The organism is Psychrobacter sp. Ps1 (assembly GCF_022129425.1).
GTDB lineage: Bacteria > Pseudomonadota > Gammaproteobacteria > Pseudomonadales > Moraxellaceae > Psychrobacter.
The window spans coordinates 14,448-39,905 of record NZ_JADQAN010000013.1; the positions used below are offsets into that span (position 1 = coordinate 14,448).

The 25,458-nt window shown below is 42.5% G+C and carries 22 protein-coding genes; 3 read left to right on the plus strand and 19 right to left on the minus strand.

Going from position 1 to position 25,458, the window contains the following annotated elements:
* Nucleotides 1-88 precede the first annotated feature (88 nt).
* The 12 genes from I3249_RS08135 to queC form a co-directional block, all read right to left on the minus strand.
* Nucleotides 89-697 (minus strand): TerD family protein, encoded by a 609-nt coding sequence (locus tag I3249_RS08135; protein WP_057760836.1) that lies wholly within the window; start codon nt 695-697, stop codon nt 89-91.
* A 76-nt stretch (nt 698-773) separates the two neighbouring features.
* Nucleotides 774-1,526, minus strand: a complete 753-nt coding sequence (locus tag I3249_RS08140; RefSeq protein WP_102092340.1) for a TIGR00266 family protein — start codon at nt 1,524-1,526, stop codon at nt 774-776.
* A gap of 205 nt (nt 1,527-1,731) precedes the next feature.
* A complete protein-coding gene (locus I3249_RS08145) occupies nt 1,732-2,307 on the minus strand; it encodes a TerD family protein (RefSeq protein WP_057760832.1) in 576 nt (191 codons plus the stop codon).
* A gap of 455 nt (nt 2,308-2,762) precedes the next feature.
* Complete coding sequence (locus I3249_RS08150; protein ID WP_238069457.1) at nt 2,763-3,683, minus strand: glutaminase; 921 nt, start codon at nt 3,681-3,683, stop codon at nt 2,763-2,765.
* A 234-nt stretch (nt 3,684-3,917) separates the two neighbouring features.
* Nucleotides 3,918-4,985 carry a DUF475 domain-containing protein gene (locus tag I3249_RS08155; protein ID WP_238069458.1) on the minus strand — a complete coding sequence of 356 codons (1,068 nt, stop codon included), beginning with the start codon at nt 4,983-4,985 and terminating at the stop codon, nt 3,918-3,920.
* A 227-nt stretch (nt 4,986-5,212) separates the two neighbouring features.
* The gene (locus tag I3249_RS08160; protein ID WP_057760825.1) at nt 5,213-5,788 is read right to left on the minus strand and encodes a TerD family protein; all 576 of its coding nucleotides are present in this window, start codon (nt 5,786-5,788) and stop codon (nt 5,213-5,215) included.
* A 279-nt stretch (nt 5,789-6,067) separates the two neighbouring features.
* Nucleotides 6,068-8,374, minus strand: coding sequence for a bifunctional 23S rRNA (guanine(2069)-N(7))-methyltransferase RlmK/23S rRNA (guanine(2445)-N(2))-methyltransferase RlmL (rlmKL, locus tag I3249_RS08165; protein WP_238069459.1), 2,307 nt, complete (start codon nt 8,372-8,374; stop codon nt 6,068-6,070).
* Nucleotides 8,375-8,524: 150 nt separating this feature from the next.
* A complete protein-coding gene (locus I3249_RS08170) occupies nt 8,525-9,709 on the minus strand; it encodes a mechanosensitive ion channel family protein (protein ID WP_238069460.1) in 1,185 nt (394 codons plus the stop codon).
* Between the two features lie 158 nt (nt 9,710-9,867).
* A complete protein-coding gene (locus I3249_RS08175; protein ID WP_238069462.1) occupies nt 9,868-11,358 on the minus strand; it encodes a dihydrolipoyl dehydrogenase in 1,491 nt (496 codons plus the stop codon).
* A gap of 144 nt (nt 11,359-11,502) precedes the next feature.
* On the minus strand, nt 11,503-12,000 hold the full coding sequence (locus I3249_RS08180) for a peroxiredoxin (protein ID WP_238069463.1): 498 nt from the start codon (nt 11,998-12,000) through the stop codon (nt 11,503-11,505).
* Between the two features lie 175 nt (nt 12,001-12,175).
* Complete coding sequence (locus tag I3249_RS08185; protein ID WP_238069465.1) at nt 12,176-12,505, minus strand: hypothetical protein; 330 nt, start codon at nt 12,503-12,505, stop codon at nt 12,176-12,178.
* A gap of 326 nt (nt 12,506-12,831) precedes the next feature.
* Entirely contained in the window at nt 12,832-13,608 is a 777-nt protein-coding gene (queC, locus tag I3249_RS08190) for a 7-cyano-7-deazaguanine synthase QueC (RefSeq protein ID WP_238069467.1), read from the minus strand.
* A gap of 425 nt (nt 13,609-14,033) precedes the next feature.
* Between queC and ttcA the strand changes: the two genes are divergently transcribed.
* On the plus strand, nt 14,034-15,056 hold the full coding sequence (ttcA, locus tag I3249_RS08195; protein WP_238069528.1) for a tRNA 2-thiocytidine(32) synthetase TtcA: 1,023 nt from the start codon (nt 14,034-14,036) through the stop codon (nt 15,054-15,056).
* Between the two features lie 125 nt (nt 15,057-15,181).
* On the opposite strand, the gene I3249_RS08200 is transcribed toward ttcA, so the two are convergent.
* The 6 genes from I3249_RS08200 to ccoN form a co-directional block, all read right to left on the minus strand.
* Nucleotides 15,182-15,763, minus strand: a complete 582-nt coding sequence (locus I3249_RS08200) for a FixH family protein (protein ID WP_238069469.1) — start codon at nt 15,761-15,763, stop codon at nt 15,182-15,184.
* A gap of 212 nt (nt 15,764-15,975) precedes the next feature.
* The gene (gene ccoG, locus I3249_RS08205; protein WP_238069471.1) at nt 15,976-17,385 is read right to left on the minus strand and encodes a cytochrome c oxidase accessory protein CcoG; all 1,410 of its coding nucleotides are present in this window, start codon (nt 17,383-17,385) and stop codon (nt 15,976-15,978) included.
* A 526-nt stretch (nt 17,386-17,911) separates the two neighbouring features.
* Complete coding sequence (ccoP, locus tag I3249_RS08210) at nt 17,912-19,060, minus strand: cytochrome-c oxidase, cbb3-type subunit III (RefSeq protein ID WP_238069473.1); 1,149 nt, start codon at nt 19,058-19,060, stop codon at nt 17,912-17,914.
* The gene (locus I3249_RS08215; protein ID WP_057760804.1) at nt 19,060-19,239 is read right to left on the minus strand and encodes a CcoQ/FixQ family Cbb3-type cytochrome c oxidase assembly chaperone; all 180 of its coding nucleotides are present in this window, start codon (nt 19,237-19,239) and stop codon (nt 19,060-19,062) included. Before I3249_RS08215 ends, ccoP begins: the two co-directional genes overlap by 1 nt.
* Entirely contained in the window at nt 19,239-19,877 is a 639-nt protein-coding gene (ccoO, locus tag I3249_RS08220) for a cytochrome-c oxidase, cbb3-type subunit II (protein WP_057760802.1), read from the minus strand. Before ccoO ends, I3249_RS08215 begins: the two co-directional genes overlap by 1 nt.
* Before the next feature lie 9 nt (nt 19,878-19,886).
* The gene (ccoN, locus tag I3249_RS08225) at nt 19,887-21,368 is read right to left on the minus strand and encodes a cytochrome-c oxidase, cbb3-type subunit I (RefSeq protein ID WP_057760799.1); all 1,482 of its coding nucleotides are present in this window, start codon (nt 21,366-21,368) and stop codon (nt 19,887-19,889) included.
* A gap of 866 nt (nt 21,369-22,234) precedes the next feature.
* On the opposite strand from ccoN, the gene I3249_RS08230 reads away from it, so the two are divergent.
* Nucleotides 22,235-22,624: an SCP2 sterol-binding domain-containing protein gene (locus I3249_RS08230; RefSeq protein WP_057760797.1), complete on the plus strand. Its 390-nt coding sequence runs from the start codon at nt 22,235-22,237 to the stop codon at nt 22,622-22,624.
* Between the two features lie 147 nt (nt 22,625-22,771).
* Here the strand turns inward: I3249_RS08230 and I3249_RS08235 are convergent, their stop codons facing one another.
* Complete coding sequence (locus I3249_RS08235; protein ID WP_238069475.1) at nt 22,772-23,746, minus strand: hypothetical protein; 975 nt, start codon at nt 23,744-23,746, stop codon at nt 22,772-22,774.
* 443 nt (nt 23,747-24,189) lie between these two features.
* On the opposite strand from I3249_RS08235, the gene I3249_RS08240 reads away from it, so the two are divergent.
* Entirely contained in the window at nt 24,190-25,425 is a 1,236-nt protein-coding gene (locus I3249_RS08240) for a lipoprotein-releasing ABC transporter permease subunit (protein WP_102092330.1), read from the plus strand.
* Nucleotides 25,426-25,458: the final 33 nt, after the last annotated feature.

The window sequence follows — 25,458 nt, forward strand, 5'->3', positions numbered from 1 at the left end:
CGGCCCAGCTATTGATAGATGGGCCGCTCTCTTTTGAAATAAACTATTTAACTAGATTGGTAATAATCCAGTTAAAGTCTAAAGTCAATTACGCATGCGGTGTGATAGCAGGCATTAAGTCGTGGAAGGTGCGGCCAGAAGCAGTCTCGCCAATCGCATGCATTTTCCATTCATTGTTATGACGATAAACTTTTGCCATTACCATTGCTGTGTGTCCACCTTGCGCCGACAAATTATAACGTGCTACTTCGCTATTATTATTGGCATTAACGATACGGCAAAACGCATTTTCTACCGTTTCAAACGTTTGACCGGTAAAGCTATTGACCGTAAATACCAATGAGACCACATTGGCAGGTACTCTTGAGAGATCGACGTTGATGACTTCATCATCGCCATCACCGTCGCCAGTACGGTTGTCACCAGTATGCACGATACTGCCATCTTTCGATTTTAGCTGACTGAACCAAATGGCATCGACCGCTTGCTTGTTAGCATCGAACATGATGCATGAAGCATCTAAATCGATAGAGTCGCCGCCAGAACCGCCGCCGAATAATTTTCCTAAGAAGCCACCTTTTTTATCTTGTGGCCCTTGAGCGACATCCCAACCTAGACCCAATTTAACTTGAGTAAGCTCGCCACCAGCTTCTTTGCTTAGGGAGATTTTTTGACCTTTTTGAAGACTAACTGCCATGTGAGTATCCTTATAATAATTGTGAGTAAAACCGTTTAAAAATAACGCTAAAGAATGTTATAAATTGCGAAAGGCACTATAAGATATTGTCTAAAAAGCCACCACCGCCGCCACGTCCGCCTGAGCTAGTACCTAGGACGCTTTGTATCCAACCTTGATAACTGTCACGATTGCGCGAGCAAATAATGACTTTGCCACTTCCTGAGAAGTTCAGAACCATACCTTCGCCACTAGTGACAGAGTTGATGATATTGCTCATGATGCCTTTTTTCTTACTGGTCGAAACTGACAATTTGTATTCAAGATTTGAGTCCCAGCAGACCACATGACCGTTATCAATAATGACGTCTTTGTCTGGTGTGACATCAATCTCAAACAACGAGCCAAAACCAGATACCACGACTTGGCCTTGACCTTGGGTCTGCATCACCATAAAGCCGCCTGTATCACCGAATACTGCACCGCCTAAATTACGCTGAATATTGGCTCTGATATCGACGCCAGTTTGGGCCGCGACAAACGCACCATCACTCAATGTATACTGCTGCTTGCCAACTTCTATGATTTGCATATCACCATCAAGCGTGGGCGCAAGCAAACAGTCGCCCTCACCATTAACCGCTTCAATCTGCTGTTGGAACAACGATTCATCGTTTGCGAAGCGGCGCATCAGTGACTGCATCAGGCCGCCTTGTAGCTTACCTTTCAGCTCAAGATTTGACTCCATCATCACCATTGCATTGGCTTCACAATAAATTGAATCACCTTTTTTAAGATTACAATGCAAAAAAGGTTCAATAGTACCGATTAAACTGAATGTTGCGGCCATGGCTTGCAAATCCTTATTCTAATATCTTTGTTAAATGCTCTTAATGTGTGCGTGTGCTTTTAGGTACTCTATAGCTTTTATGATAAGCCAATTAAATTTAAAGCCATCAAATGCGTTAAAGGGGCACACTTGATGGCTCATTGGATCATAACCAGACGTCTGATTATGATAATTGGCTTGCTAAACGTTTACGTTGGTTTTAACGTTAAACATTTACGCCATAAGAGGCTGCTAATGGTCCAAGACCACCGCTGAAGCCTTGACCGACCGCACGGAATTTCCAATCACCGCTGTGACGATATAATTCACCGAAAATCATCGCTGTTTCAGTGCTGCCATCTTCTGATAGGTCATAACGAGCGATTTCAGATTCGCCATTGTCGTTTACAACGCGGATATAAGCATCACCAACTTGACCGAAGTTTTGGTTACGTGCTTGGCCTTCATAGATGATTGCACAGATAGCTACTTTGTTGACGTCAGCTGGGATGCTAGCAAGATTGATTTTGATTTTCTCATCATCGCCATCGCCTTCGCCAGTACGGTTATCACCAGTATGCTCAACAGCGCCGTTGTCTGATTTTAGGTTGTTGAAAAAGATAAAATCTTGGTCGTTACGGACTTTGCCTGCTTCGTTAATCAAGAAACCGATTGCATCTAAATCAAACTCTTGGCCGTCAGTGGCACGTGGATCCCAGCCTAGACCGACTGTAATGTTAGTTAAACCTGGCGCTTCTTTTGATAAGTTTACGTTGCCGCCTTTTGTTAAGCTAATAGCCATACAAATATCCTTTGGATTAATAGTTAAGTGGATTGAGTGATAAAAAATAAACTAAAAGTTGTGCAGTGACTGATACCTCAGAGCAAATAATAAAAACTTACCTGTACGCTATGCCCTGCATATCATTAGGTTTTACTATACTAAGCGTTTGCTCACTAAGCAAGGCGTATTTTGTGCGCTTACTATATGCTTACTAAGGGACATAATACTTCTGTATCTTTGATAATTTCTAATCAACTTAGCAATAGTCGTTAAGATATTGTTATGAAAAGTAATGTTTCATACAAAAAGGGATTTAGCACAAAGGTAGCTTAGATAAAACAATCGCTTTAAAAAGCATCGACTGACTATATAGGCTTAGAACAAACTAACTCATGGCTTAGGTATGCTTCGCAGCTAGTATGAGAGCATGGCATTATATAAAAAACCTATTTAGATAAATATACATGTATCTCTTATTCTGCAAAAACCGACCAGCCAGTTTTTTGTACGAAGCGCTCTAGTGCTTTTAGTCCAAGCTTAGAGTTACCTACATGATCAAGCCCTGGTGACCAAACAGCGATGGATCCTTTACCCGGTGCTATCGTCAAAATACCGCCACCAACACCACTTTTGCCTGGTAAGCCCACACGGTAAGCAAATTCGCCAGAACCATCATAATGACCACACATCATCATCAATGAGTTAATACGGCGTGCTCGTTTTTCATTGATTACACGTACTCCTGAGTGCTTATCAACTCCGTTAGACACTAAATAAAGACCGGCACTGGCCAACTGTTGGCAGTTCATTGCAATTGAGCACTGATGAAAATACGTACCTAATACATTATCCACATCGTGTCTTAAACGACCAAAGGATTTCATAAAGTGCGCCAGAGAGGCATTTCGGTCCTTGTGCGCCATCTCAGAAGCCGCTACTTTATGATCAAAGCGAATTGACTCATCATCTGCAATGAGGTGGACAAACTGCAGGATTTCACCCAATGTTTCTTTGGGTTTATGCCCCATCATAATAGCATCCACCACGGCAATGGCACCAGCATTGATAAATGGGTTGCGCGGTCGACCAGACTCATGCTCGAGCATCACAATTGAATTAAAAGGATCGCCAGATGGTTCACGCCCGACGTGTGTCCAAAGTGTATCGCCTAGCTTGCCAAGACCAATGGTTAAGGTAAATACCTTAGAGATACTTTGGATGGAAAACAGAGTGCTTGCATCACCTGCTGTATACATATGCCCATCAGGAGTCGCTACGGCTATACCGAACTGATTAGGATCAATATGAGCCAGTTGCGGAATATAATCTGCCACTTTGCCGCGGTCAGTTTCACTTGCCATCTCTGCGGCAATATCATCAAGAATTTTTTGCATATCGTTTATAGGGTCTTATTTCGACAAGTTATTTAAGGATGAGGATTTTAACTGAAGATAGGGTAATAGTAACAGGGCAAACGTAACTTTAACCATTGATTGTCTCAATTATGGGTCATTTCGATATTTTGGGGCTTCCACAAGACCTGACAATATGACAAAAAAACAGGCCATACCTGATGATATGACCTGCTTAGATGTATAACTAGATACAGATTACATTGAGAACATGGCTTAGTTCAGGCTTGCTTTCTCAGCTTTACGATACTGAAGTGACGCTAGCAGCGCCCAACCAATAAAGGCAATACCAATCAGACCAGTGATAATCTCTGGCACATGGAACTTCACTGACAATAGCATAATCAGTGCCAATGCGCCGATGGCATAATGTGCGCCATGCTCAAGATAGATGAACTCGTCAAGCGTGCCTTTGTCTACCAAGAAGATAGTCATAGAACGCACGAACATCGCACCAATCGCAAGACCTAACATGATAACAATTACGTCATTGGTGATTGCAAATGCGCCAATCACACCATCGAAACTGAATGAAGCATCTAGGACTTCTAAGTATAAGAAACCAATGATACCGCCTTTCATAATGGCACTGGTCGCCGCAGCGCCCGAACCGTTTTCTTCGTTCTCTAGGTCTTCTTCAAGGTCCCCCTCAAGCATACCTGATACAACCTGTACACCCAGATAAACCAAGATACCCCAAACACCTGCGATTAGGACAGCGCTTGACTGCTCTGCATTAGCCCACGATACCGCAATCATCAAGACGATAAGCGCTACAAATACGCTCATGGCATCGACTTTACCTAGCTTGGCTAAACGGCTCTCAAGCCAGTCAAACCAATGTACTTCTTTGTCATCGAAAATAAAGTTCAAGAATACCAATAGTAAGAAAATACCACCAAATGCTGAGATTTCCGCATGGTGTGCCATTAGTCTTGCTGAGTACTCTTCAGGGCTATATAAAGCCAAGTTGATGACTTCCATCATACCAAGGTCGGCAGTAACCGCGACGATGACAATAGGGAAGACCAATCGCATACCGAATACGGCGATTAGGATACCAACGGTTAAAAATATCTTTTTCCAAAATTCGTCCCAGCCCTTAAGGACTGAAGCATTGACCACCGCATTATCAAAAGATAATGAAATCTCCATGACGGCCAAAATAGCGGTAATAGAAAGAGTGGCTATCATGCCACCCATACCGCCATGTGAATATCCCCACCATGCTGCTATTGCTAAAGCAATTGCGGTAAAGATAAAGTCTAAATAAAAATGTCTCATGACACATCCTGTATGGTTGCGTAAAGCTAAGGTCTACCTAGTATAGGCATGAACCGCAAAAAAGCGGTTATTACTAACCACTTTTTATGCATAATTTTAAACGAAACGTAAAGCATTACTAGTCATTTGGCCATTAAAAATTGTGACTATTTGCAACGATGGCGGTTTGCTATTTTGGACGTGATGACAGTGACTAATAACAGACTAAATACCAGTAAATAATGGTTTTAGATATCAACACCGTATTGCTGACACATCGCTTGCAAGCCGCCCGAGTAGCCTTGACCAACAGCACGGAATTTCCATTCGCCGTTGTGACGATATACTTCGCCAAACACCATCGCTGTCTCTACAGAGTAATCTTCTGCTAGATCAAAACGTACGACTTCAGTGCCTGTTTCTTCATTGACGACACGGATAAAGGCGTTTGCGACCTGTCCAAAGTTCTGGCTACGCGCTGCAGCGTCATGAATAGTCACTGTCACGACTACTTTATCTACATCAGCAGGTACTTGAGTGAGATTTACTTTGATAACCTCATCATCACCGTCGCCTTCGCCAGTACGGTTGTCGCCAGTGTGCTCGACAGCACCATTGTCAGACTTCAGCTGATTGTAAAAGATAAAGTCATGATCGCCGCGTACTTTACCCGCGCCATTTAGCAAAAACACGCTAGCATCAAGGTCGAACTCAGCACCAGAAGTGGCACGCTCATCCCAACCAAGACCGATAAGTAGCTTGGTTAAATTTGGGTCAGTTTTCGTTAGCGATAAATTACCGCCTTTATTAAGTGATAAAGCCATGGTGTTATCCTTTTTATTAGACGTTAGTGGTTTTATAAGGTCATCGAAAAAAGGCGATGCTTACGCAATAACTGCGCAAATCCATCGCCTAGTAACGCTCTATCATAGCAACAAAAAATGGCCCAATCAAAGCTGATTGGACCATTGTTATATTTCATATACATTCGGCAAAAAACAGAAGTTTCAGGTACTTATATTGCCACTATATATCTATAGTCTTACTTATCAAAATCCTGTTTACGGACTTTAGATTCTAAACTGTAAATCTAAAACTTCGAATTATAGACTTTGACGATGACGAATCTCAAAGCTTTGATGAATCGGCTTTTTGATGTTGAAATCAAAGCCAATGGTTTTTTGTGTGATATCAATGATCTCATAACGCTGAGTCAACTGCTCATCTAACTCAAAACGCGTAAAGTTGTTAGAAAAGTACAAGACACCATCAGAGGTGAGGCGGTTCATGGCACGATTAATCAATGCCGCATGGTCACGTTGCACATCAAAAGTACCTTGGAATTTCTTAGAGTTTGAGAAGGTTGGTGGATCAATAAAGATAACATCGAACTGTTCGGTATTGTCTTTAATCCACTCAAAGATATCGGCAGCAACGAACTGGTACTTATTGCGGCTAACATCCAAACCGTTCAAGACAAAGTTTTGTTTACCCCAATCTAGATAGTTCTGTGACAAATCAACGCTAGTGACTTTTTTCGCACCAGCAAGCGCTGCATGCACACTTGCGGTACAAGTATAAGCGAACAGGTTAAGTACGGCTTTACCGCGACTGTTATCTTTGATACGAGCGCGCATATTACGGTGATCGATAAACAGACCAGTATCTAAGTAATCTGTAAAATTGACGTAAAGGTAAGCACCATCTTCGCGCGCAACATGAAACTTGCCACGTTTTTCTGTGGTGTTCTGCTTGCTGTACTGATCGTTACCAGACTGACGAGCACGCGTTTTGATAAAGATCTGTTCACGGTTAATATCAAAGACTTCACGGATACCCATCAATGCCAAGTTAAAGCGCTTTTTCGCAGTCTCAGGTGGGATGGTCTTTGGTGGTGCATATTCTTGCACATGCGCATAATCACCGTATAAGTCGATCGCGACTTTGAAATCAGGTAAATCAGCATCGTAAACACGAATATTGCTTACGTTGTCTTTTTTGGCCAGTTTCTTGAGTTTAGCAAGGTTTTTTTGCAGACGGTTAATGAAGTCTTGACCATCTTCTACTTCAATCTCGCGTTTCTCAAAACGACTAACAAGATTGCCCGTTTGCCCAGCGATAAGCGTTCCGTAGCGGAAATAGACGGTGATAGCACCATTATGACAGCGTAAGGTTTTTGGTTCTTTAATCGGTAGAATATCTACTTGTTCAACATGAGAGGCCAATATGCCAAGCATCGGGTCAATGCCACTACCGGCAAAGCTGTCTTGCAATATCAGCCCAATCGCTTGGTACAACGGCTTAATCATTTCTTCATCACCCAAACGCTCACCATACGGTGGGTTGGTAATGACCAAAGGATTGCTCAATCGACCATCATTAACCAATGGCTTAAGGACATTACTAAGTTGATCAAGCGCACGATGCTCGATATCGAGTAGCGGTAAAAGGTCTTGTAAACCTGCGGCAATAAGGTTTTTCTCTGTGGCAAGAATCGCACCACTATCAGCATCAAAGCCCAGCATAAGCGGCAACGTATCAGGCTGCTCGTTGGCAATCTCTAATGCTTCACGGAAACGCGTTTGAGCATCATCGATCATTTCTTGCCATAACGTCTCGTCATGATGCTGCCACTGGTAAAAGCCAAATTGATTGGCAGCTTTGTCGATACCCACGGCATAGTCGCAATGCATCAATAACGCTTCGATAAGGAACGTTCCAGAGCCACACATTGGGTCAATTAACGCATTATAGAAAGGTGCATCGCCAGCTTCGTTTTTCTTGTGCCAACCAGCACTATAAAGTAGGGCAGCTGCTAAGTTTTCTTTTAATGGTGCTTCTGTCATAGCCACACGGTAACCACGGCGATGCAAACTGATACCTGATAAATCTAAATACAACTCAGCTTGCTTGTCATTAATGGTTGCAAAAACAGAGAAGTCTGGGTTTTTGCTGTCGACGTTAGGACGGCTGTCGTAAACTTCGTTAAACGTATCAGCAATCGCATCTTTAATACGTAGCATGGCAAACTGCTGACTGACAGCGACACGCTTATCAACAGACAGACGGATAGCAAAGGTTTGCTCTAGGCTAAACTGCTCAGTCCAATTGACCGATTTTGCCAAGCCGTATAGCTGCTCCGCAACGTCGTATTCTGCATTGATGTTTTTACGTTTAATCAGCATCAATACCCGCGAGGCCACGCGTGACCATAGACAGATAGTATATAGCTCACGTAAGCCACCAGTTACAGCTAGACGGCCGGTACTTTTGATTTCGCTGTCAATGCCAAAACTGGTTAGCTCAGTCTGCAGTGGTGCCTCAAGCCCATCGGCACAGGTAATAATAAGATCAAGCGACAACTCTGGTGAAGCTGCTGTTAGAGATGCGGGCGCGGTTTGTTCGGTCATACGGGTACCTGTGGGCTAAATTGACAAAAAAGCAAATAATAAGATAATCGGTGTAACCGGCAATTTTACCATAATTCACAGTAGGATGGTTCAAAGTAGCCGTGTTTAAGATTTTAAGATGTGATAGCTAAATACGTGAAAATAAATTCTCTACTCACCTTTCGTTAAGGATAATTCCTCTGGGACGATTTGAGTGGTGGTTGCAAAGGGCTTGGTTGCGATAGGGTAGTCAACATCCTTTGGCATCAGCAATCGCATATGCGGATAGGGCGTAGAGATATTAGCCGCATCAAATGCAATTTTAATCTCTTCTTGTAGCACTTCTTTGATTTTGGGGATGCGGGCAACGGCTGCTGGTTTAACCCAAAAGCGTACGATAAAAAATACGCCATATTCGCCAATTTCTGCCACAGTAGCTGAGGTCTCAGGACGATTAAGCACCGCATCGGTATCGCTGAGTACTTGCAAGATTTCCTTGCGAGCTGTCTCAATATCATCTTCGAACGCGATACGTACACGAATATCAAAACGGATAAAGTTTTTGGAAGTCAGGTTGATGACTTCTGATGAGGCAACATTGGAGTTCGGGATAATGACAGTGATATTGTCTCGAGTGAGAATATGAGTGGTGCGCAAGGCGATAAGTACCACGCGCCCTTCATTGTCATTGATATGAATCCAATCACCAACTTGAAAAGATTGCTCAAGCAGAATGGTGATACCAGCGATAAAATTGGCAAGTGTCGATTGAGCGGCGAAACCTACTGCCAAACCAACAATACCCAAACCTGCCACTAGCGATACAATGTCAAAACCAAATTGCGCCATGACGCTGGCAAGCCCGAGTACCAATAGTAATACAGATAAAATATTTTTGAGGAGCTGTTCTATGGAAGCATTGAGACCATAGTGCTGTAGGACTCTGTGAATGATTTGTCCTGATGATGCCCAAAGTACGTAATAGATACCTGCCCAAGTGCTTGCCTTTGCGGTGGCTTTGATGGTCTCTGGCTCAAAATTTATCTGACTCATAATCGCTATCAGACTGGCGACAATCCAGACATAGCGCAAAACTGAACGGACAATCTTAGTGCGGCGCTCATTTAATCGAATTTTGGCACGGCTTTGTCTAAGGATATAATTGGCCAACCAATAAAAAAATCCCAATACCGCAAGCAGTATTAGGATTTTGATGCCAGTGCTCGCCAATTCTACTGCTTGAGAGGACCAATTAAGTGACTCTTCATCTATAGAGCCGCCAAGAGCAAGATATAGGCTAGTATGTAAGTCGCGAACGATCTCTTCAAAAAACTCGGTAACACTAGCGATTGGCATTTTTTCGTCCATGCAGGGTGTATTTGTACAAAAAGTTTAAACGAATATCTATTTATAAATTACCTCAAGTCGTCGAAGCAATCAAATAAAGTAATGGTAAGACTAGCTACTATTAATTTAAAGGCATTGCTGACTTGAGGAGTTAGCTAAAGGGTCGATTAAGAATTATCCTTTTGGGTGTCTAAAGATTGGAAAGGTATCTCCATTTTGTACTGCACATCACGTAACGCTGTACGTAGCCCCTCTAATATCGTTGGATGATAAAAAGGGGTGTCGAGCATATCTTTAATACTCAAATCATTGGTAATCGCTGTAGCAAGTATGTGACCGATATATTCAGCATCAGGACCGACCATACTGGCGCCTAAAATTCTGTCTGTCTTTTTGCAGCCATAGATATGTAGTAAGCCGCAGTTGACACCCATTACACGGCTACGTCCTTGATTATCAAAGCTTACGCTACCGATAACAAATTCGAGTTCTGAATCTTTTTGAATTGCTGGTAGCGACATACCAACATTAACGATTTGCGGTGAGCAAAATACGATAGAAAACGGAGTCGCAGGTGGGCGAATATAGGCCGCTTCTGTGTTTTCGCAGACCATACTGCCCGCACTATAGCCTTCATCGCTAGCCACATGCAGTAACGGAATATTAGCATTGGCATCCCCAACGATATAAACGTTTAAGTCACCAATCTGGCCTGTTTTTTTACTCAAGTTTTTTGGACGGTTTTTATCGTCTAGCTCGACACCTAAGTTTTCGACACCTAGCTGCTTAATATTGTTGCGACGACCAGTAGCAACTAAGACGTACTCGCCTTGCCATTGCTGAGACTCACCAGCACTATCTTCATATTTGATAAACGCACTTTTGTTACCTTCACCTGCTTTTGTGCCTACATCGGTAATTTCGCTACCTAGATGCATGGTGAATTCATGACTTAAGCAATCCATGGCTTTATTATTAATATCATCATCTTTTAGACCAGCCACTTGTTTGGCACGGTTTAGCAGCGTAACTTCCACACCTAAACGTGTGAATGCTTGTGCAAGTTCTAGGCCAATAGCGCCAGCACCGACGACAGCCATCGTTTTTGGTAAGTCTTCAAGCTCAAAGACACTATCAGAAGTGAGCATGGTATCGCCAAGCTTGTCCGCCCACCCATCAGGAATAAACGGCGAGCTACCGGTGGCGACAATGATTTGCTCAGCAGCAATGAGCTCATCATTGACCTCGATTAGCCCTTGCTCATTGATATGAGCACGACCGTCGATTTTCTTATGGTCAGGCCAGCTGTCTACTTGCTTTTTAATATAGCTGGCAAAATGACTGCGTTCGTCACGCACACGCTCCATAACTCGTTTGCCATCAATTTGCGCGGTCGCATGAATACCAAACTCAGCAGAATGGTTGGCATCATGTGCGCGATCAGCAGCTGCAATTAGCAGCTTACTAGGCATACAGCCGACCGCAATACAGGTCGTGGTCCAAAATCCTTCATTAATAATGATTACGTCATCTTTGATTTTACTCGCTTGGCGAAAAGCATTTTGACCTGCGGTACCAGCACCAATAATAGCGACAGATACTTTGCGCGTGACTTCTTTCGGCGTATCGTCAGTGGTCGTGCCAGATTGTTTATTCATATTATTTTCTAATAGGGGCAAGGTTGTATTCAGTAATAGACTGAATGCTTGGCTTATATTTTTTATTCGGTTTTTATCGTTTTTATGATGAATATTGATTTAACTATAACGTCAATAATACTGACTTAATTACAGAACCAATAATTACGGCGCCAATATAGTAAGTAAACGACTGGTATAGTCTTTGGCACGTAGGTTACGCTGTGCATGAGTCAGCTCACTGTTTTTATCGAATACAAATGCCGAACGTACAAGGCCTAGCGTAATTTTGCCGTACATATTTTTTTCTTTGATAACATCAAAATACTGGCATAGCTTTTCATCAGCGTCACTGATAAGTGGAATCTGTAAGTCATACTTATCGATAAATTTTTCATGAGATTCAACGCTATCACGAGAGACGCCAATAATGTCGTAGCCCAATTCATCGAAGTCATGAAAGTGCGAGGTAAACTCTGTTGCCTGTGTGGTGCAGCCTGGCGTGTTATCTTTGGGATAAAAATAGACAATAAGGCCTTTATCGGTATTGGCAACCATTTCTTTTAAATTGATTTCATCATGAATAAAATTACCAGCAAGCTTGCGTACTATGGTTACTGGGAAATCAGGTAGGTGAATGGTTTCTGTTGTTGGCTTGGCCATTGTAAAATCCTTATTAGTTTTAGTTGTGTGTATTGGCTTAATGATGGTTCTATTTATAGTGTTCTTATTATAGGCAGATTAGTAGAAATAAATAATCAGTTTTACACTTTGCCCATTCATTGGCAACAAAAAAGACTGGCAATAGCCAGTCTTTTGTATATCAAACGATTAGAGGTTAAGCAGGTTTTTGTGGCTTCTTCAAATCCAAGCCAACGGTGCACTGCTGCAAATCTTTTTGCATCGCTTTCACATATGGCAGATTAGAAGGGTCTTTCTTATCTTGCGCGTAGCTTTCGATTTCCCACATTTGACCGATAGTCATGTTGCTGCGCACATTAATAGTACAGTTACATAGTTTGGTTGCGTTGCTTTTGTCAGCGACTTTGTATTTGACTGCGCCATTGACACATGAATTGATATTATCTTGCTTAATGTCAGCAGCGTTAGCTTGTGGCAAGGCAAACAGGGCCGCTAAGGCTAGGGGTAGTACTGGCAAAAACTTCATAAATTTCCTCTTACGGGTAGCGTCAATTTTTTATCTTTTGCTCAATGCAAAGTCAACTCATCAATATATGAGTGACCGATATCGTCATGTACATCTTTCGATAAATATAATCGTTCATACGATAGCAAGTATGTCGATTAGAATACAAGAACGACGTGCTGTGTTAATGCAAGCGAATGTTGCGCGAATGTTGATGGATATCACCATTTCACGCAATATTTAGCGTTAATACATAGTCGATTTGATATGATTTAAACATAAGGAAGGATAGCGGAATAAGCGCGCTTGATACCTTATACAATTTATATATAACCGACTAAAATTAATTAAGACTGATAATGAGTAGGGTCAGTTACGCCAGCTTGGGCAAAGCCCTGACGACGCAATGCGCAACTATCACAAACACCGCAAGCAAGACCATTGGCATCTGCACGATAACAAGAAATCGTCTGTCCGTAATCGACACCTAATGACAGACCAAGCTCAATAGTTTGGGCTTTTGACAGTTGCTGCAATGGCGTTTGAATCGATAAGCGATGACCAGTAACGCCTGCTTTTGTCGCAAGGTTGGCCATATGTTCAAAGGCAGCTATATACTCTGGGCGACAATCAGGATAGCCAGAATAGTCAACTGAGCTGACACCGATGACGATATGATTGGCATCAGCGACTTCGGCGACTGCTAACGCGTACGATAAGAAGATAGTGTTGCGCGCAGGCACATAGGTATTTGGGATAGCGTCGTTATCGATTTCGTCGCGTTTTTTGCTAGGGAATTTGTCCGAATCACCATCTGGCACGATCATGCTGTGGTCTGTTAGCGATGAGCCACCCAGTTGTGCGATATCAATATCGATGATTCTATGATTGACACCTGCTGTCTCAGCGATCGTCTTTGCGGCGACAAGTTCACTATTATGACGTTGACCATAGTTAAAGCTGACTGCTGTCACTGATGCATAGCGCGCTTTTGCCCAATGTAAGCAAGTCACCGAATCGAGACCGCCTGATAAAAGGACAACCGCATTTTGGCTTTTGGTAAGAGCAGCTAAATCAGCATCTGATACTTGATTAGGGGTATTTTGCAAAGTAACGTTAGTCATAGTGATATCTATTATTGGTTTACGAAAACGGCTATTTTAGCAAAAATACGTCTATTACAGAACCACGAAGCGACCAATCACCCGTCACTAAGCTAGTTTACATAGCACTGCAATAAAATAAAGTCGGTATTACTGTCATCTTTTCAATCTGTTAGCAATATTTGTTATAATTGCAGCTTTTAAAGTAGTAGTCACCTGACATCGGTGATAATGCTTTAAAAGCCTTATCGAAAATCGCTTTATAGTAAAATCACCCTTATAAAGATATTGAGTAACTTATGACCGCAGCAACCTTATTTACGCCAAATATTCCTTCTCAAGCTGATGATGTATCTGATGCAACGAGCTTTGATAGTCAGGCTTTAAACACCGATACTGATAGTAGAGAGTACGATGACGTCTTTGAAGAGGGCAGTGATGAGGACATGATTGACGAGCAGTTTGCCGATGCGAAAGCACCTACCGAATCAGCGTACTTTCGTAAACTACAAAAGAAGCTGCGTCGCCAAGTCTCTTGGGCAATCCGCGATTTTAATATGATTGAAGATGGCGATGTGGTGATGGTCTGTGTTTCGGGTGGTAAAGACAGCTATACCTTACTTGATATTTTATTACTGCTAAAACGCATTGCACCGATTCATTTTGATATCGTTGCGGTCAATCTAGACCAGAAGCAGCCAGGCTATCCAGAAGACATTTTACCTGCGTATCTAAACGAGCAGGGCATCGCTCACTATATTTTAGAAAAAGACACATATAGCATCGTCAAAAGCGTGGTGCCAGAAGGCAAGACTTATTGCTCTGCATGCTCACGTCTACGCCGCGGCTCACTATATGGCTTTGCCAAACAAATTGGTGCGACTAAAATTGCCCTTGGCCATCATCGTGATGATATGCTGGCGACCTTCTTTTTGAACTTATTCCATGGTGGTGCGCTCAAATCCATGCCGCCCAAGCTACTGAGTGATGACAAGCAAAATATGCTGATTCGCCCATTGGCCTATGTCGAAGAGAAAGACATCATTGAGTACGCCAAATTAAAGGAATTCCCAATCATTCCTTGTAATCTTTGTGGCAGCCAGAATAATCTACAGCGTGCCATCATCAACGATATGCTGCGTGAATGGGATGACGCTCATCCGCAGCGTTTGGCTTCTATCTTTAAGGCAATGCAAAACGTTGCGCCATCGCAATTAGCTGATCGTGAGCTTTTTGATTTTGAAACACTCAGTCTTGATCGTGATAATGATGAGCGTTTATTTGAAGGCGACAATATTCAAGCCGGGCAGACAGAGAGTTTGGCTGAGATTGGTTTACCTGTATCACCAAGGACGCAAACGTTCAATCCTAAGTTCGCTAGTGACAAGCCTTATTCCACAGAGACGGACAAAGCCGCGCAAAACGAGCGTAAAGCACAGAAAATCCCAACGATTAACCCTGTGATTTAGTAGTTATGAATCAGGGTCATATTAAATAGTACCTATTCATTAGTAGAATATTAAATAGCTCAAAAAAAACCAGCCGATCTCTGACGAGTGGCTGGTTTTTTTATGTCTGGATGCTACTAACAGCATTAACTTTTAGCAAAGACAGGTAAAGGTTTAAAGCTAACCTCTGAGCGCGGAAGCTTGGCGACATCTTGCATACGCCAATCGTCCTTGCCATCGTTATTCACTTGCAGGTAATATTTGGCTTTTACCGAATCAAGATCCACTTGGGCGCTGTATTTATTGCCCTCAACATGCTTTAGCACGACGTCACGGTCTTTTTTGATGTCGGTTGCATGCGAGATTGAAAGATCAAGCGTATCAGGATAAGTAAGTGGCTGGCCGTTCAATAGCTTACCTGACTGCACACTTTGCTCAGGATAATTGAGATAAAACACAACATCGCCATTATCCGAAAATTGCATCTTGCCATGCAAGTCCAAATCATAAGCAAGCTTGTCACGTGATACGTCGTGATAGAGCGTTTTGCCATCCATATACCAGTCGTCACGTACCACGCTGTCGCGGATCTGGTAAGAGTAGTAAACAAACCAGATACAAGCGATCACGACCGCAGCAGGCATGCCAATCACAAAGATAACGACCATGTAATTTTTATACCATGGCTGCTTATCTTGATGTTTAAAGTTCGGTGCTGGAGTAGACATAAAATACCTATGCATCAGATACGCATTCAATAGATAGCCGTTCATTAGACATCTATAAATGGTATCAACGGATAATTTGGCGGCTAAGCGCTACCAGTTTAATGGTAAAAAATTTATTCGATAGTCTTTAGCTAGAATAGTTATTTAACTACTTGAACTAGCTAGACTACCGAATGAGATACATAAAACTAAATAATGGATAAGTCAGTAATTTACTGACCTTGGGTCGTAAAGATATTTTGCTTACTTACCTTATACTTGCCATTTTCGCTGCTCACATTTAGCGTGACAGGCGTTTGGCCAAACTCTATCACATCAGGATCACCATAAATACTAACTGGCATATCGAAGCTTTCGCCTGCTTCTAAAGGTACATCGTTGAAGCGTAGCTCTAAACTCAAACCCTCTTGCGGTGCGAGCGTTATTTTATAATTGTGAGGCTCTTGGGTTTTGTTGGTCAGCTTGACGATATAGCTGTTCTCAATCATGCCTTGGGTATTGATAGATGACAACTGATTACGGTCACGGCGAATATCAATCTCTAAGGGCACGCGATCGGTCAGCGCATATATAACACCGCCACATAGCACAGCTAATAACGTCAAATAAGCAAATAATCGTGGGCGTAGTACGCGGCTTGGCTCTTTTTCTGCTAACTGACGTTCGGTCGTATAACGAATCAGTCCACGCGGATAGCCGACCTTGTCCATCACTTCGTTACAGGCATCAATACAAGCTGCACACTGGATACAGCCAACTTGCAAACCATCACGAATATCGATACCAGTAGGGCAGACCTGCACACACATGGTACATTCAATGCAGTCGCCCAGGTGCTCTGGATTTGTGCCTTTTTTACGGGCACCGCGTGGCTCACCGCGTTCATAATCATAAGATACGATCAATGTGTCTTTATCAAACATCACACTTTGAAAGCGGCCATAAGGACAAATCTGTACACACATCTGCTCACGCATGTAGCCTGCATTGGCATAAGTGGCGAAGGTGAAGATAAACATTGAAACCCATACCCACGTTGGCCAGTCAGGGAATGGAATCACTCCTATTGACTGCCAGCTATGATATAGAGAGTCTGTTCCCGCCACATAACTAACAAAGGTCGCTGCTGTAATCACAGAAAGCAAAAACCAGATTGAATACACAACCGTGCGTTTGAATACTTTGCTCGCACTTAATGGCGCTTTATCAAACTTGATGCGTTTATTACGATCGCCAATCACCCATTTTTCAACATATTGGTATAGATGGGTCCATATCGTTTGAGGACAGGCGTAACCACACCAAACGCGCCCTGCATATACCGTCACCATAAACAGCGTAAACGCGGCAATAATGGCAAATGCAGCAATAAAATAAAAATCTTGCGTCAAAAACGTCATGCCAAAAATATAATAATGCTGAGATGGCACATCAAACCATATTGCTTGTCTATCATTATAGCGCAGCCATGGCAAAAGTAAAAAAGCCGCCAAAAGGGCATACATCGTGATGACACGAATATTTTGATAAAGACCTGTGACAAACCTCGGATGCACACGATGCTTGGTTGCATCAAGATCGACTTGTTGTACAGGAATTTTATTGGATTGTTGTGCTGACATAAACGTGCCTCTTTAAAAAAGAATCAGTCTGCTGGCATGATGAACAAACACCTCTAGCGTCGAGGTATATGAGTGTATGATGTTATCAATGTCAGTAAATAGCGGATAGGAAATTCGATGAAAAACCTTCTAATCTGCTTACCAAATGATCGATTGTAAATATAGTTGGTTCAACATAATCTTGATACAAGCAAAGAGGAGTGAAGGTACTACAAATAGTAGACTAAACAAACCTGCATCTAATTTATGTGAAGTTGACTATCGTGTTATGTGATTGAGTCAGAGCGATATAAAGCCATGACCAATAGACTATTTTAAAAAATAGCTATTTTAACATTCTCCCTACTAATAATGGGGTGATAATCATAAAAATCAACGAATATATGAGAACGTTTTCTAGTGTTTATAGCTGCTCATCATTGTCATTTCTAAATGAAAATCAATACCGCCATACGCAAAAGGGAGAACTGCAATAACAGTTCTCCCTTCATTAAATCTCGTCCACATTCAGTACAGTAACAACGTCTTAGTTAGCAGTTGCTTCTTCAGCTGCTACAGGCTGAGTAGCTGCAGCAGTAACCGGTGCTGCTTCAGGTGATTTGCCTGTTTTATCTGATAGTGAGTAGATATAAGCAGCAAGTAGCATGATACGCTCATTACCTAGCTTAGTTTCCCACTGAGGCATAACGCCAGCACGGCCATAACGTAGTGTATTACGTACAGTCTCACGCTCACCGCCATACAACCAGATATTGTCAGTCAAGTTCGGTGCACCAGCTGAAATCATACCTTTACCGCTTTCAGAGTGACATAGTGCACACTGTTGCTTAAAGATTGCTTCGCCTTGATTAACCAAAGTTTGATCAAGTTCACCGTTACTCTTACTACCGTTATTTGAAGATAGTGACAATACATACTCAGAAGCTGCACGTACACCGTCTTCACCGATCTGATCGCGCCAAGCAGGCATACCGCCGATACGACCATTGTGTAGCGTGGTCAGGATGTTGCTAGCTTCGCCACCATATAACCAATCGTTATCTGTTAGGTTAGGGTAGCCTGTTGCACCTTTCGCGTTAGAGCCATGACATACAGAACAGTTCTGTAAGAACAAACGGCTACCAACTTTTAAAGCATTTGGATTTTCAGACAGTTTTTCGACGTAAGGAGCAAGTTCTGCAACTTTTTCGTCAATTTTAGTCTGTAGATCTGCTGGTGGGTTTTCGCTACGACGCATGGTCGCTTGTAGCTCATTTAGCGTACCCAATGTTGCAGTCGCACCTGCAGCATCTGCTTTTACCAGAATGCTTTTTTCAAAGTTGTCGGTAAATACTTTGTTGTTACTTTCAAGCTCACTGAACAACTCGTTTTTAGAGGTCCACGGTACAGTCTCACCGTCAACTTCTACGGTGGCGATACCTTCCCAGTGTTTCGGGAACATAGCTGGAAAGAATACCCAGTACGCCACACCCCAAACGATTGAACCAAAAAATATCACCAACCACCATTTAGGAAGTGGTTTGTCGTATTCTCGGATACCATCGTATTCATGACCAGTAGTACCGTCTTCCTCAACGTCTGGTTTGTATTTTAGTACAAACAGCAGAACGCCAAGAATAAAAAGCCAGCAACCGAAACTGATTAGCGTGATCCAAGAACTCCAAAAAAATGTCATCATTTATCCTTATTGCGCTGCTCTTCAGACAGAGATTTTATATCCTCGTCATCAAGCGCAAGTTGTGCATCTTCTTCGAAGCGTTTTTTGTTTTTTGGCGAATACGCCCACCATGCAACGCCTACGAAGGCAATAAAGGCAGAAACGGTCGCAATTGTTTGTAATTCACCAATACCCATTAGCGCTGTCCTTCCATTGCGGTACCTAACTGCTGTAGATAGGCGACCAAAGCGTCAAGCTCAGTAGCGCCAAGCACTGCATCTGGAGCGCCTTCAATATCTTCTTCAGTATAAGGAACACCGAAGCGATCGCGGAATAGACGCATTTTAGCTTGAATGTTTTCGCCATCTACTTCGTTAGTCGCCAACCAAGGGAAACCTGGCATAACTGATTCAGGCACTAGCGAACGTGGATTGATCAAATGTTGCTTTTGCCAATCTTCAGAATAACGGCCACCAACACGTGCTAAATCTGGTCCAGTACGTTTCGATCCCCATAAGAATGGATGATCCCACGTCGACTCGGCGGCACGTGAATATGGTCCATAACGTTCAACTTCTGCACGTAATGGGCGAACCATTTGAGTATGACAAACGTGACATCCTTCACGAATATAAATATCACGACCTTCAAATTCAAGCGCTGTCCAAGGCTCCATGGCAGGAAGGGGAGCGTTCACCCCACCTTCTTCAGGACCCTTGTTGTCATAGATCAATGGCACGATTTCAACGAGCGTTGCAAAACTAATAGCAATCACGATACCAATGACTAACAAGCCTGTATTTTTTTCAATAATTTCATGCGGTGTACCAGCCATGATCGCTCCTTATACGTTAGCTGTCGAAGGTTTTTCGACACTAGGTTCATGATCCGTTGGATCAGCGACATCTACAGGCTTACCTTCTGGCATTTTGAGTGTTTTATAGCAGTTATAAGCCATTACAAACATACCCGATACATACAAGAAGCCACCAAATGCACGGCCAATATATGGGAAATGCGAGAATTCAACAGTATCAACGAAGCTATATACCAAAGTACCGTCTGGGTTAGTAGCAAGCCACATCATGCCTTGGCCAATACCTGAGATCCACATAGACACGATATAGAAGATCGTTCCTGCAGTCGCAAGCCAAAAATGCGTGGTGATTAAGCTGATAGAGTACATCTTCGGTTTGTTATAAATACGTGGTAGCAGTACGTATAGCGAACCAATAGTAATCATACCAACCCAGCCAAGTGCGCCTGAGTGTACGTGACCAACTGTCCAGTCAGTGTTATGCGATAGCGCATTCACTGTTTTGATAGACATCATTGGGCCTTCGAACGTCGACATCGCGTAGAACGACAATGCAACAATCATAAAGCGAATGATCGGATCGGTACGCAGCTTATCCCAACTACCTGATAACGTTAGTACACCGTTAATCATACCACCCCAAGATGGTGCAAATAGGATGATTGAGAAGACCATAGCAAGAGACTGCGTCCAATCAGGAAGCGCTGAATAATGCAAATGGTGACCACCAGCCCACATATATGAAGCAATCAATGCCCAAAAGTGAACGATAGACAAACGATAAGAATAGATAGGACGGCCAATCTGTACAGGAACAAAATAATACATCATTCCAAGGAAGGCTGCCGTTAAGTAAAAACCTACCGCATTATGCCCGTACCACCACTGCACCATCGCATCAGTTGCACCGCCAAATAGCGAATAAGATTTGAACGCGCTAACTGGAATCGCCATGCTGTTTACGATGTGTAGTAATGCAATCGTAATGATGAAAGCGGCAAAGAACCAGTTAGCCACATAGATATGTGAGGTTTTACGTTTGATGAGCGTACCAAAAAATACAATGGCATAAGAGATCCATACCAAGGCAATTAGGATATCGATCGGCCACTCAAGCTCAGCGTATTCTTTAGTTGAGGTCAAACCTAGAGGAAGGGTAATAACAGCGGATACGATAACCGCTTGCCAACCCCAAAAGGTAAACCAAGCCAAATATGGCGCAAATAAACGCGTCTTACAGGTACGCTGAACGATGTAGTAAGACGTTGCGAACAGGGCAGAGCCACCGAACGCAAAAATCACCGCATTGGTATGCAGTGGTCTTAAACGACTAAAGGTCAGCCATGGAATGTCAAAGTTGAGTGCTGGCCATGCTAACTGTGAAGCAATGAACACACCAAGACTCATGCCGACGATGCCCCAAACGACAGCCATGATCGTAAAAAATCTTACGATAGTAATTTCATACTCACGGTCAACTGGGGCGACTGCTGTGTTTTGTAAACTCATTGGATGATTCCTTTACAGCCCGAATTATCAACAGAATTAACCAACAATCTATGTTGTCTGCACTATAAATACTCTCAAATTTATATTTATACTAGCGCCAACACATGTTGTTTTTTGGCTTATTTAGCGCAATGACGTCATTAACTATCGATTTAGGCCCTTACTGTCTATTAGTTAATACTAATAAATAGAAATAGGCATTTCGTACACCTTACTTAAGGTCAATCGATAGTAGGATTGTTAATAGATCATCAAGGTAAATAAGAAGACGCGCCGTTTTGAGCATCAAACATCTCATAAGGCTAAATATGTATCTTAATTATTACGAAAAAATCTGTACTAATGAAGATAGATACCCATATCTATAGGGCTATTAAAACGCATTGACCATAGATGTATGCTAGCGACGGCTGACAAAAAACACGATTATGTAATGTTTGGTTAAAACTCCCGACTCTGTTTAAGGGTATTGTAACGCAATCCTAATTAAATATCATCAGAACTATGCGCCAAAATACAAACTCTTTGGTATAAATGTTAGCGAGCAACTTATTATTGCTGTGCTACTCCTCTATTTTATACACAATTTTGTCACTATTCTAGATGCTCATTTTGATTGAATAGGGGAAGCGCTCGCTAAACATAAGCGTAGGCTTGCAAAGAAGTTTTGTAACAATAACATTGCTGAGCCGATAAATAGGTTTTACTTCTTATCAAGTCGCCCTTTATAATGAGGCTGAACGTCATTAATGGCTATGTATCGCATAGGTCTATTGATAGCAATCATTTTAATAATTCTAATAGTTAGGCCAATAGTGCCTCAAATGGTATTGGTCTGACAGAATATCAATTAAGGATAATATAATATGGCAGTTTTTTTGACAGATGAATGGTTTGAGCAAGTAGAAAAAATGGGCAACGAAGCAGGTGAGTTAAATTTACCGCCAGTACTTGCCAATATGGTCGTCAACCTAAAAGTGGCTGAAGCTGATAAAACTATCGAAGCCAATTTTGCAAATGGTTTGCTGCATCGCGGCTTAAACGATAATGCAACAACGACACTGCTACTAGATCGCGATATTCTACAGTCTATCATCACTGATTTTGATACCAATCAAATCATGGGTGCGTTTATGAGTGGCAAAATCCGTGTCGAAGGTGATATGTCACAGTTGATGGCCGTACAGACTGCACGTCCAAGCGCAGAGCAAAAAGAGCTATACACTCGCATCAAATCAATGACGACGATGGCTTAATCGTATATTTGTACGATTTTTACGTTACGTTTTTGCGTTGTAAGAATCCATAAGACACAAAAAAGCCCCTAATTCATATTAGGGGCTTTTTCATTGGGTAATTACATAAGTAGCAGCATGAAAGCTGTAGAGAGTCTTTCAAACAGGCTAGCTAGCTTTTGATTGCTGCATCACATTTGATTGGTTTTCTTTGTATATCGCTGCTTGTAGCCATACGTTCGCTTGAACGTAGTCATGTACTTTAATACTATTAGTTTCAGCAGTATTAAGCGCACCGATACGCACTACAAAAGGATCTGCATCTTGCTCACGTAGCGTTACCACATCAAACAATATGATAGATTTACCGTTAAACACGGTTTCTTGCTTGCCAAGCACTTGCCCCTGACACCAAGCTTCATCTTCTTGTCCTAGCGTATCGCCAAACAAGTAAGCGCACATATGGCCTAAGTTGATCTCGACAGGTGCCATTTGCTCTTTGGTTTCAGGTTTCCATTCACTGATTTGCTCTTGTAGGTCATCAGGGATTTTTCCGTCATTTGCTGCCACGATGTCGTTAAAGGCACGGTGATAACGGATAGACTCTTGGTCTTCGACCATAATGACTTCGTTTTGCTCGCTTAGCTTAATTTCGTGCGCCCAAGCACTAAAGTTCACATAGTAAGAGGTGTCGCGTTGATAGAGATGGCGATTGGTCGTATAGAGCTGATCAAACGCATAAATAATGCTGCCATCAGCAGTACGTAAGCGCAACACGGCATCGTGCGAGTTGTCATTGGCGATGACACGCTCAATTTTGCAGTTCAATCCGTAAGGACTATCGACACAAGGATAGGCATTGATAAAGCATTCTGGCTTACCATCTTTCATCGCGAGCACTTGATTAATATGGCATGGCTGATCTTCTGATAAAAGCAGGCAGCTGTCTTTTGCACTGACGTTGTTGTTCAGGCCTTTAGGCATCGCTGCGACTTCGATCATTTTTTGTAGCCATTCAGGCACATCATGACTCATATCATCGGTCAGAATACGCCAGTGATCGGCGTGACCTGCAGACTGCTCATCGGTCAACGTGATCTTGGTGGGAGATTGAATGTTTTTGTATTGATAATTTATGGTCATGAAAATACTCAAAATTAAGTCAGCGTGAGGTTTATATCTAATACTGTGTTTGCTTGTGTACCATCCAACATTTTAAATGATTGGTTTATGATGGTCAGCAGCCTAGCCAGTAAAAGATCAGAAACCTCAATGAGGGGTTAATGACAATTGTCTTTAGCATATAATATATAGGTATTGGTACAGCTAATAGCAAGCCCCCTATAAAAAATAATAACAAAACCCAGTTTTTTGGTAAAAAATACTCTCAGTTGTTGCTAATGACTGGCACATATCAGCTAGTTTGTGTCAAACTAGCTCCCTTTTGACAGCTGTTATTGGCTCGTCTGACCCCCTGTTTTTGTGTTTGATTTATATGTGAGTAGTAGCAACTGTATGATGCATTTACTACTGCTCGTTATGCAACCTACATAAAGTCGCACGTAGATAAGATAAAGAGTTTGAATATGTTTCGTCCTTTAGCGTTATTTATCGGCTTACGATATACCCGAGCAGAACGTAGTAATGGCTTTATCTCCTTTATATCACTCATCTCGATGATTGGTCTGACGCTTGGGGTTGCCGTATTGATTACGGTGCTATCAGTGATGAACGGCTTTGACCGTGAACTGAAAACCCGTATTTTGGGAATGGTACCGCAGGCTACGGTGGTCTCATCAGAAATTATTGGTGACTGGGAACAGCTCGCTGATCAGATCAAAGAAGACCCAGAAGTGGCAGCTGTGGCACCATTCATTCAACTGCAAGGGATGCTGACATCAAATGGTCAGGTCGCAGGGATCATGGTGACGGGCGTCGAGCCTGAATACGAAAAAAACGTCTCCATCATCAATGAGCATATGATTGAAGGTAGTATTGACACCCTGAAAAGTGGTGACTTCAGTATCGTGTTGGGTGAGGAGATGGTGCAGTCCTTGGGTCTGCAAATAGGGGATAAAGTGACGCTAGTATTGCCAGAAGCGTCACCATCACCAGCAGGCGTGATACCGCGGTTTAAGCGATTTACTCTGACAGGCATCTTTACGATTAGCCCAGAAGTAGACAGTCTTATGGCGTTTATCCCGATGGGTGATGCGGCAAAATTACTGCGTCTGCCAGAAGGCGCGCAGGGCGTACGTATGAAGCTTAACGATATCTTTACTGCGCCGATAGCTGCGGAAAAAGCGGCTGCTATCGCACCTGAAAAGCTGTATCCAAATGATTGGACACAGACTCATGGCAATCTGTTTGGGGCAATTCAAATGGAAAAAGCCATGGTCGGCCTATTGCTATTTTTGATTATCTTAGTTGCCGCTTTTAACATTGTCTCAAGTCTGGTCATGCTAGTGACCGATAAAAAAGCAGATATCGCAATCTTAAAAACCTTTGGTGCGTCTCCTCGCTTGATTACGCAAGTCTTTATGGTACAAGGTGTAGTTATCGGGGTCATCGGTACTATCGCTGGTACGATACTGGGTGTGATATTTGCACTTACGGTCAGCGATATTTTAGGCTTTATTAACCAAGCCTTCGGCCTGAACCTGTTTGATGCGTATTTTGTCAATTACTTGCCATCACAGTTGCGTTTGTTAGATGTGGTATTAATCACAGGTGCATCGTTTGTATTGAGCTTTTTGGCAACGATTTATCCAGCACGTCGAGCGGCTAAGATTCAGCCTGCTCAAACGCTACGCTATGAGTAATCGCAAACGCCTAACTGTTGAAATAAATAAATA

Coding starts and splice junctions, on each gene's coding strand:
- I3249_RS08135 (WP_057760836.1), bottom strand. CDS start 697: ATGGCAGTTAGTCTTCAAAAAGGTCAAAAAATCTCCCTAAGCAAAGAA.
- I3249_RS08140 (WP_102092340.1), bottom strand. CDS start 1,526: ATGGCCGCAACATTCAGTTTAATCGGTACTATTGAACCTTTTTTGCAT.
- I3249_RS08145 (WP_057760832.1), bottom strand. CDS start 2,307: ATGGCTATTAGCTTAACAAAAGGCGGCAACGTAAACTTATCAAAAGAA.
- I3249_RS08150 (WP_238069457.1), bottom strand. CDS start 3,683: ATGCAAAAAATTCTTGATGATATTGCCGCAGAGATGGCAAGTGAAACT.
- I3249_RS08155 (WP_238069458.1), bottom strand. CDS start 4,985: ATGAGACATTTTTATTTAGACTTTATCTTTACCGCAATTGCTTTAGCA.
- I3249_RS08160 (WP_057760825.1), bottom strand. CDS start 5,788: ATGGCTTTATCACTTAATAAAGGCGGTAATTTATCGCTAACGAAAACT.
- rlmKL (WP_238069459.1), bottom strand. CDS start 8,374: ATGACCGAACAAACCGCGCCCGCATCTCTAACAGCAGCTTCACCAGAG.
- I3249_RS08170 (WP_238069460.1), bottom strand. CDS start 9,709: ATGCCAATCGCTAGTGTTACCGAGTTTTTTGAAGAGATCGTTCGCGAC.
- I3249_RS08175 (WP_238069462.1), bottom strand. CDS start 11,358: ATGAATAAACAATCTGGCACGACCACTGACGATACGCCGAAAGAAGTC.
- I3249_RS08180 (WP_238069463.1), bottom strand. CDS start 12,000: ATGGCCAAGCCAACAACAGAAACCATTCACCTACCTGATTTCCCAGTA.
- I3249_RS08185 (WP_238069465.1), bottom strand. CDS start 12,505: ATGAAGTTTTTGCCAGTACTACCCCTAGCCTTAGCGGCCCTGTTTGCC.
- queC (WP_238069467.1), bottom strand. CDS start 13,608: ATGACTAACGTTACTTTGCAAAATACCCCTAATCAAGTATCAGATGCT.
- ttcA (WP_238069528.1), top strand. CDS start 14,034: ATGATTGACGAGCAGTTTGCCGATGCGAAAGCACCTACCGAATCAGCG.
- I3249_RS08200 (WP_238069469.1), bottom strand. CDS start 15,763: ATGTCTACTCCAGCACCGAACTTTAAACATCAAGATAAGCAGCCATGG.
- ccoG (WP_238069471.1), bottom strand. CDS start 17,385: ATGTCAGCACAACAATCCAATAAAATTCCTGTACAACAAGTCGATCTT.
- ccoP (WP_238069473.1), bottom strand. CDS start 19,060: ATGACATTTTTTTGGAGTTCTTGGATCACGCTAATCAGTTTCGGTTGC.
- I3249_RS08215 (WP_057760804.1), bottom strand. CDS start 19,239: ATGGGTATTGGTGAATTACAAACAATTGCGACCGTTTCTGCCTTTATT.
- ccoO (WP_057760802.1), bottom strand. CDS start 19,877: ATGGCTGGTACACCGCATGAAATTATTGAAAAAAATACAGGCTTGTTA.
- ccoN (WP_057760799.1), bottom strand. CDS start 21,368: ATGAGTTTACAAAACACAGCAGTCGCCCCAGTTGACCGTGAGTATGAA.
- I3249_RS08230 (WP_057760797.1), top strand. CDS start 22,235: ATGGCAGTTTTTTTGACAGATGAATGGTTTGAGCAAGTAGAAAAAATG.
- I3249_RS08235 (WP_238069475.1), bottom strand. CDS start 23,746: ATGACCATAAATTATCAATACAAAAACATTCAATCTCCCACCAAGATC.
- I3249_RS08240 (WP_102092330.1), top strand. CDS start 24,190: ATGTTTCGTCCTTTAGCGTTATTTATCGGCTTACGATATACCCGAGCA.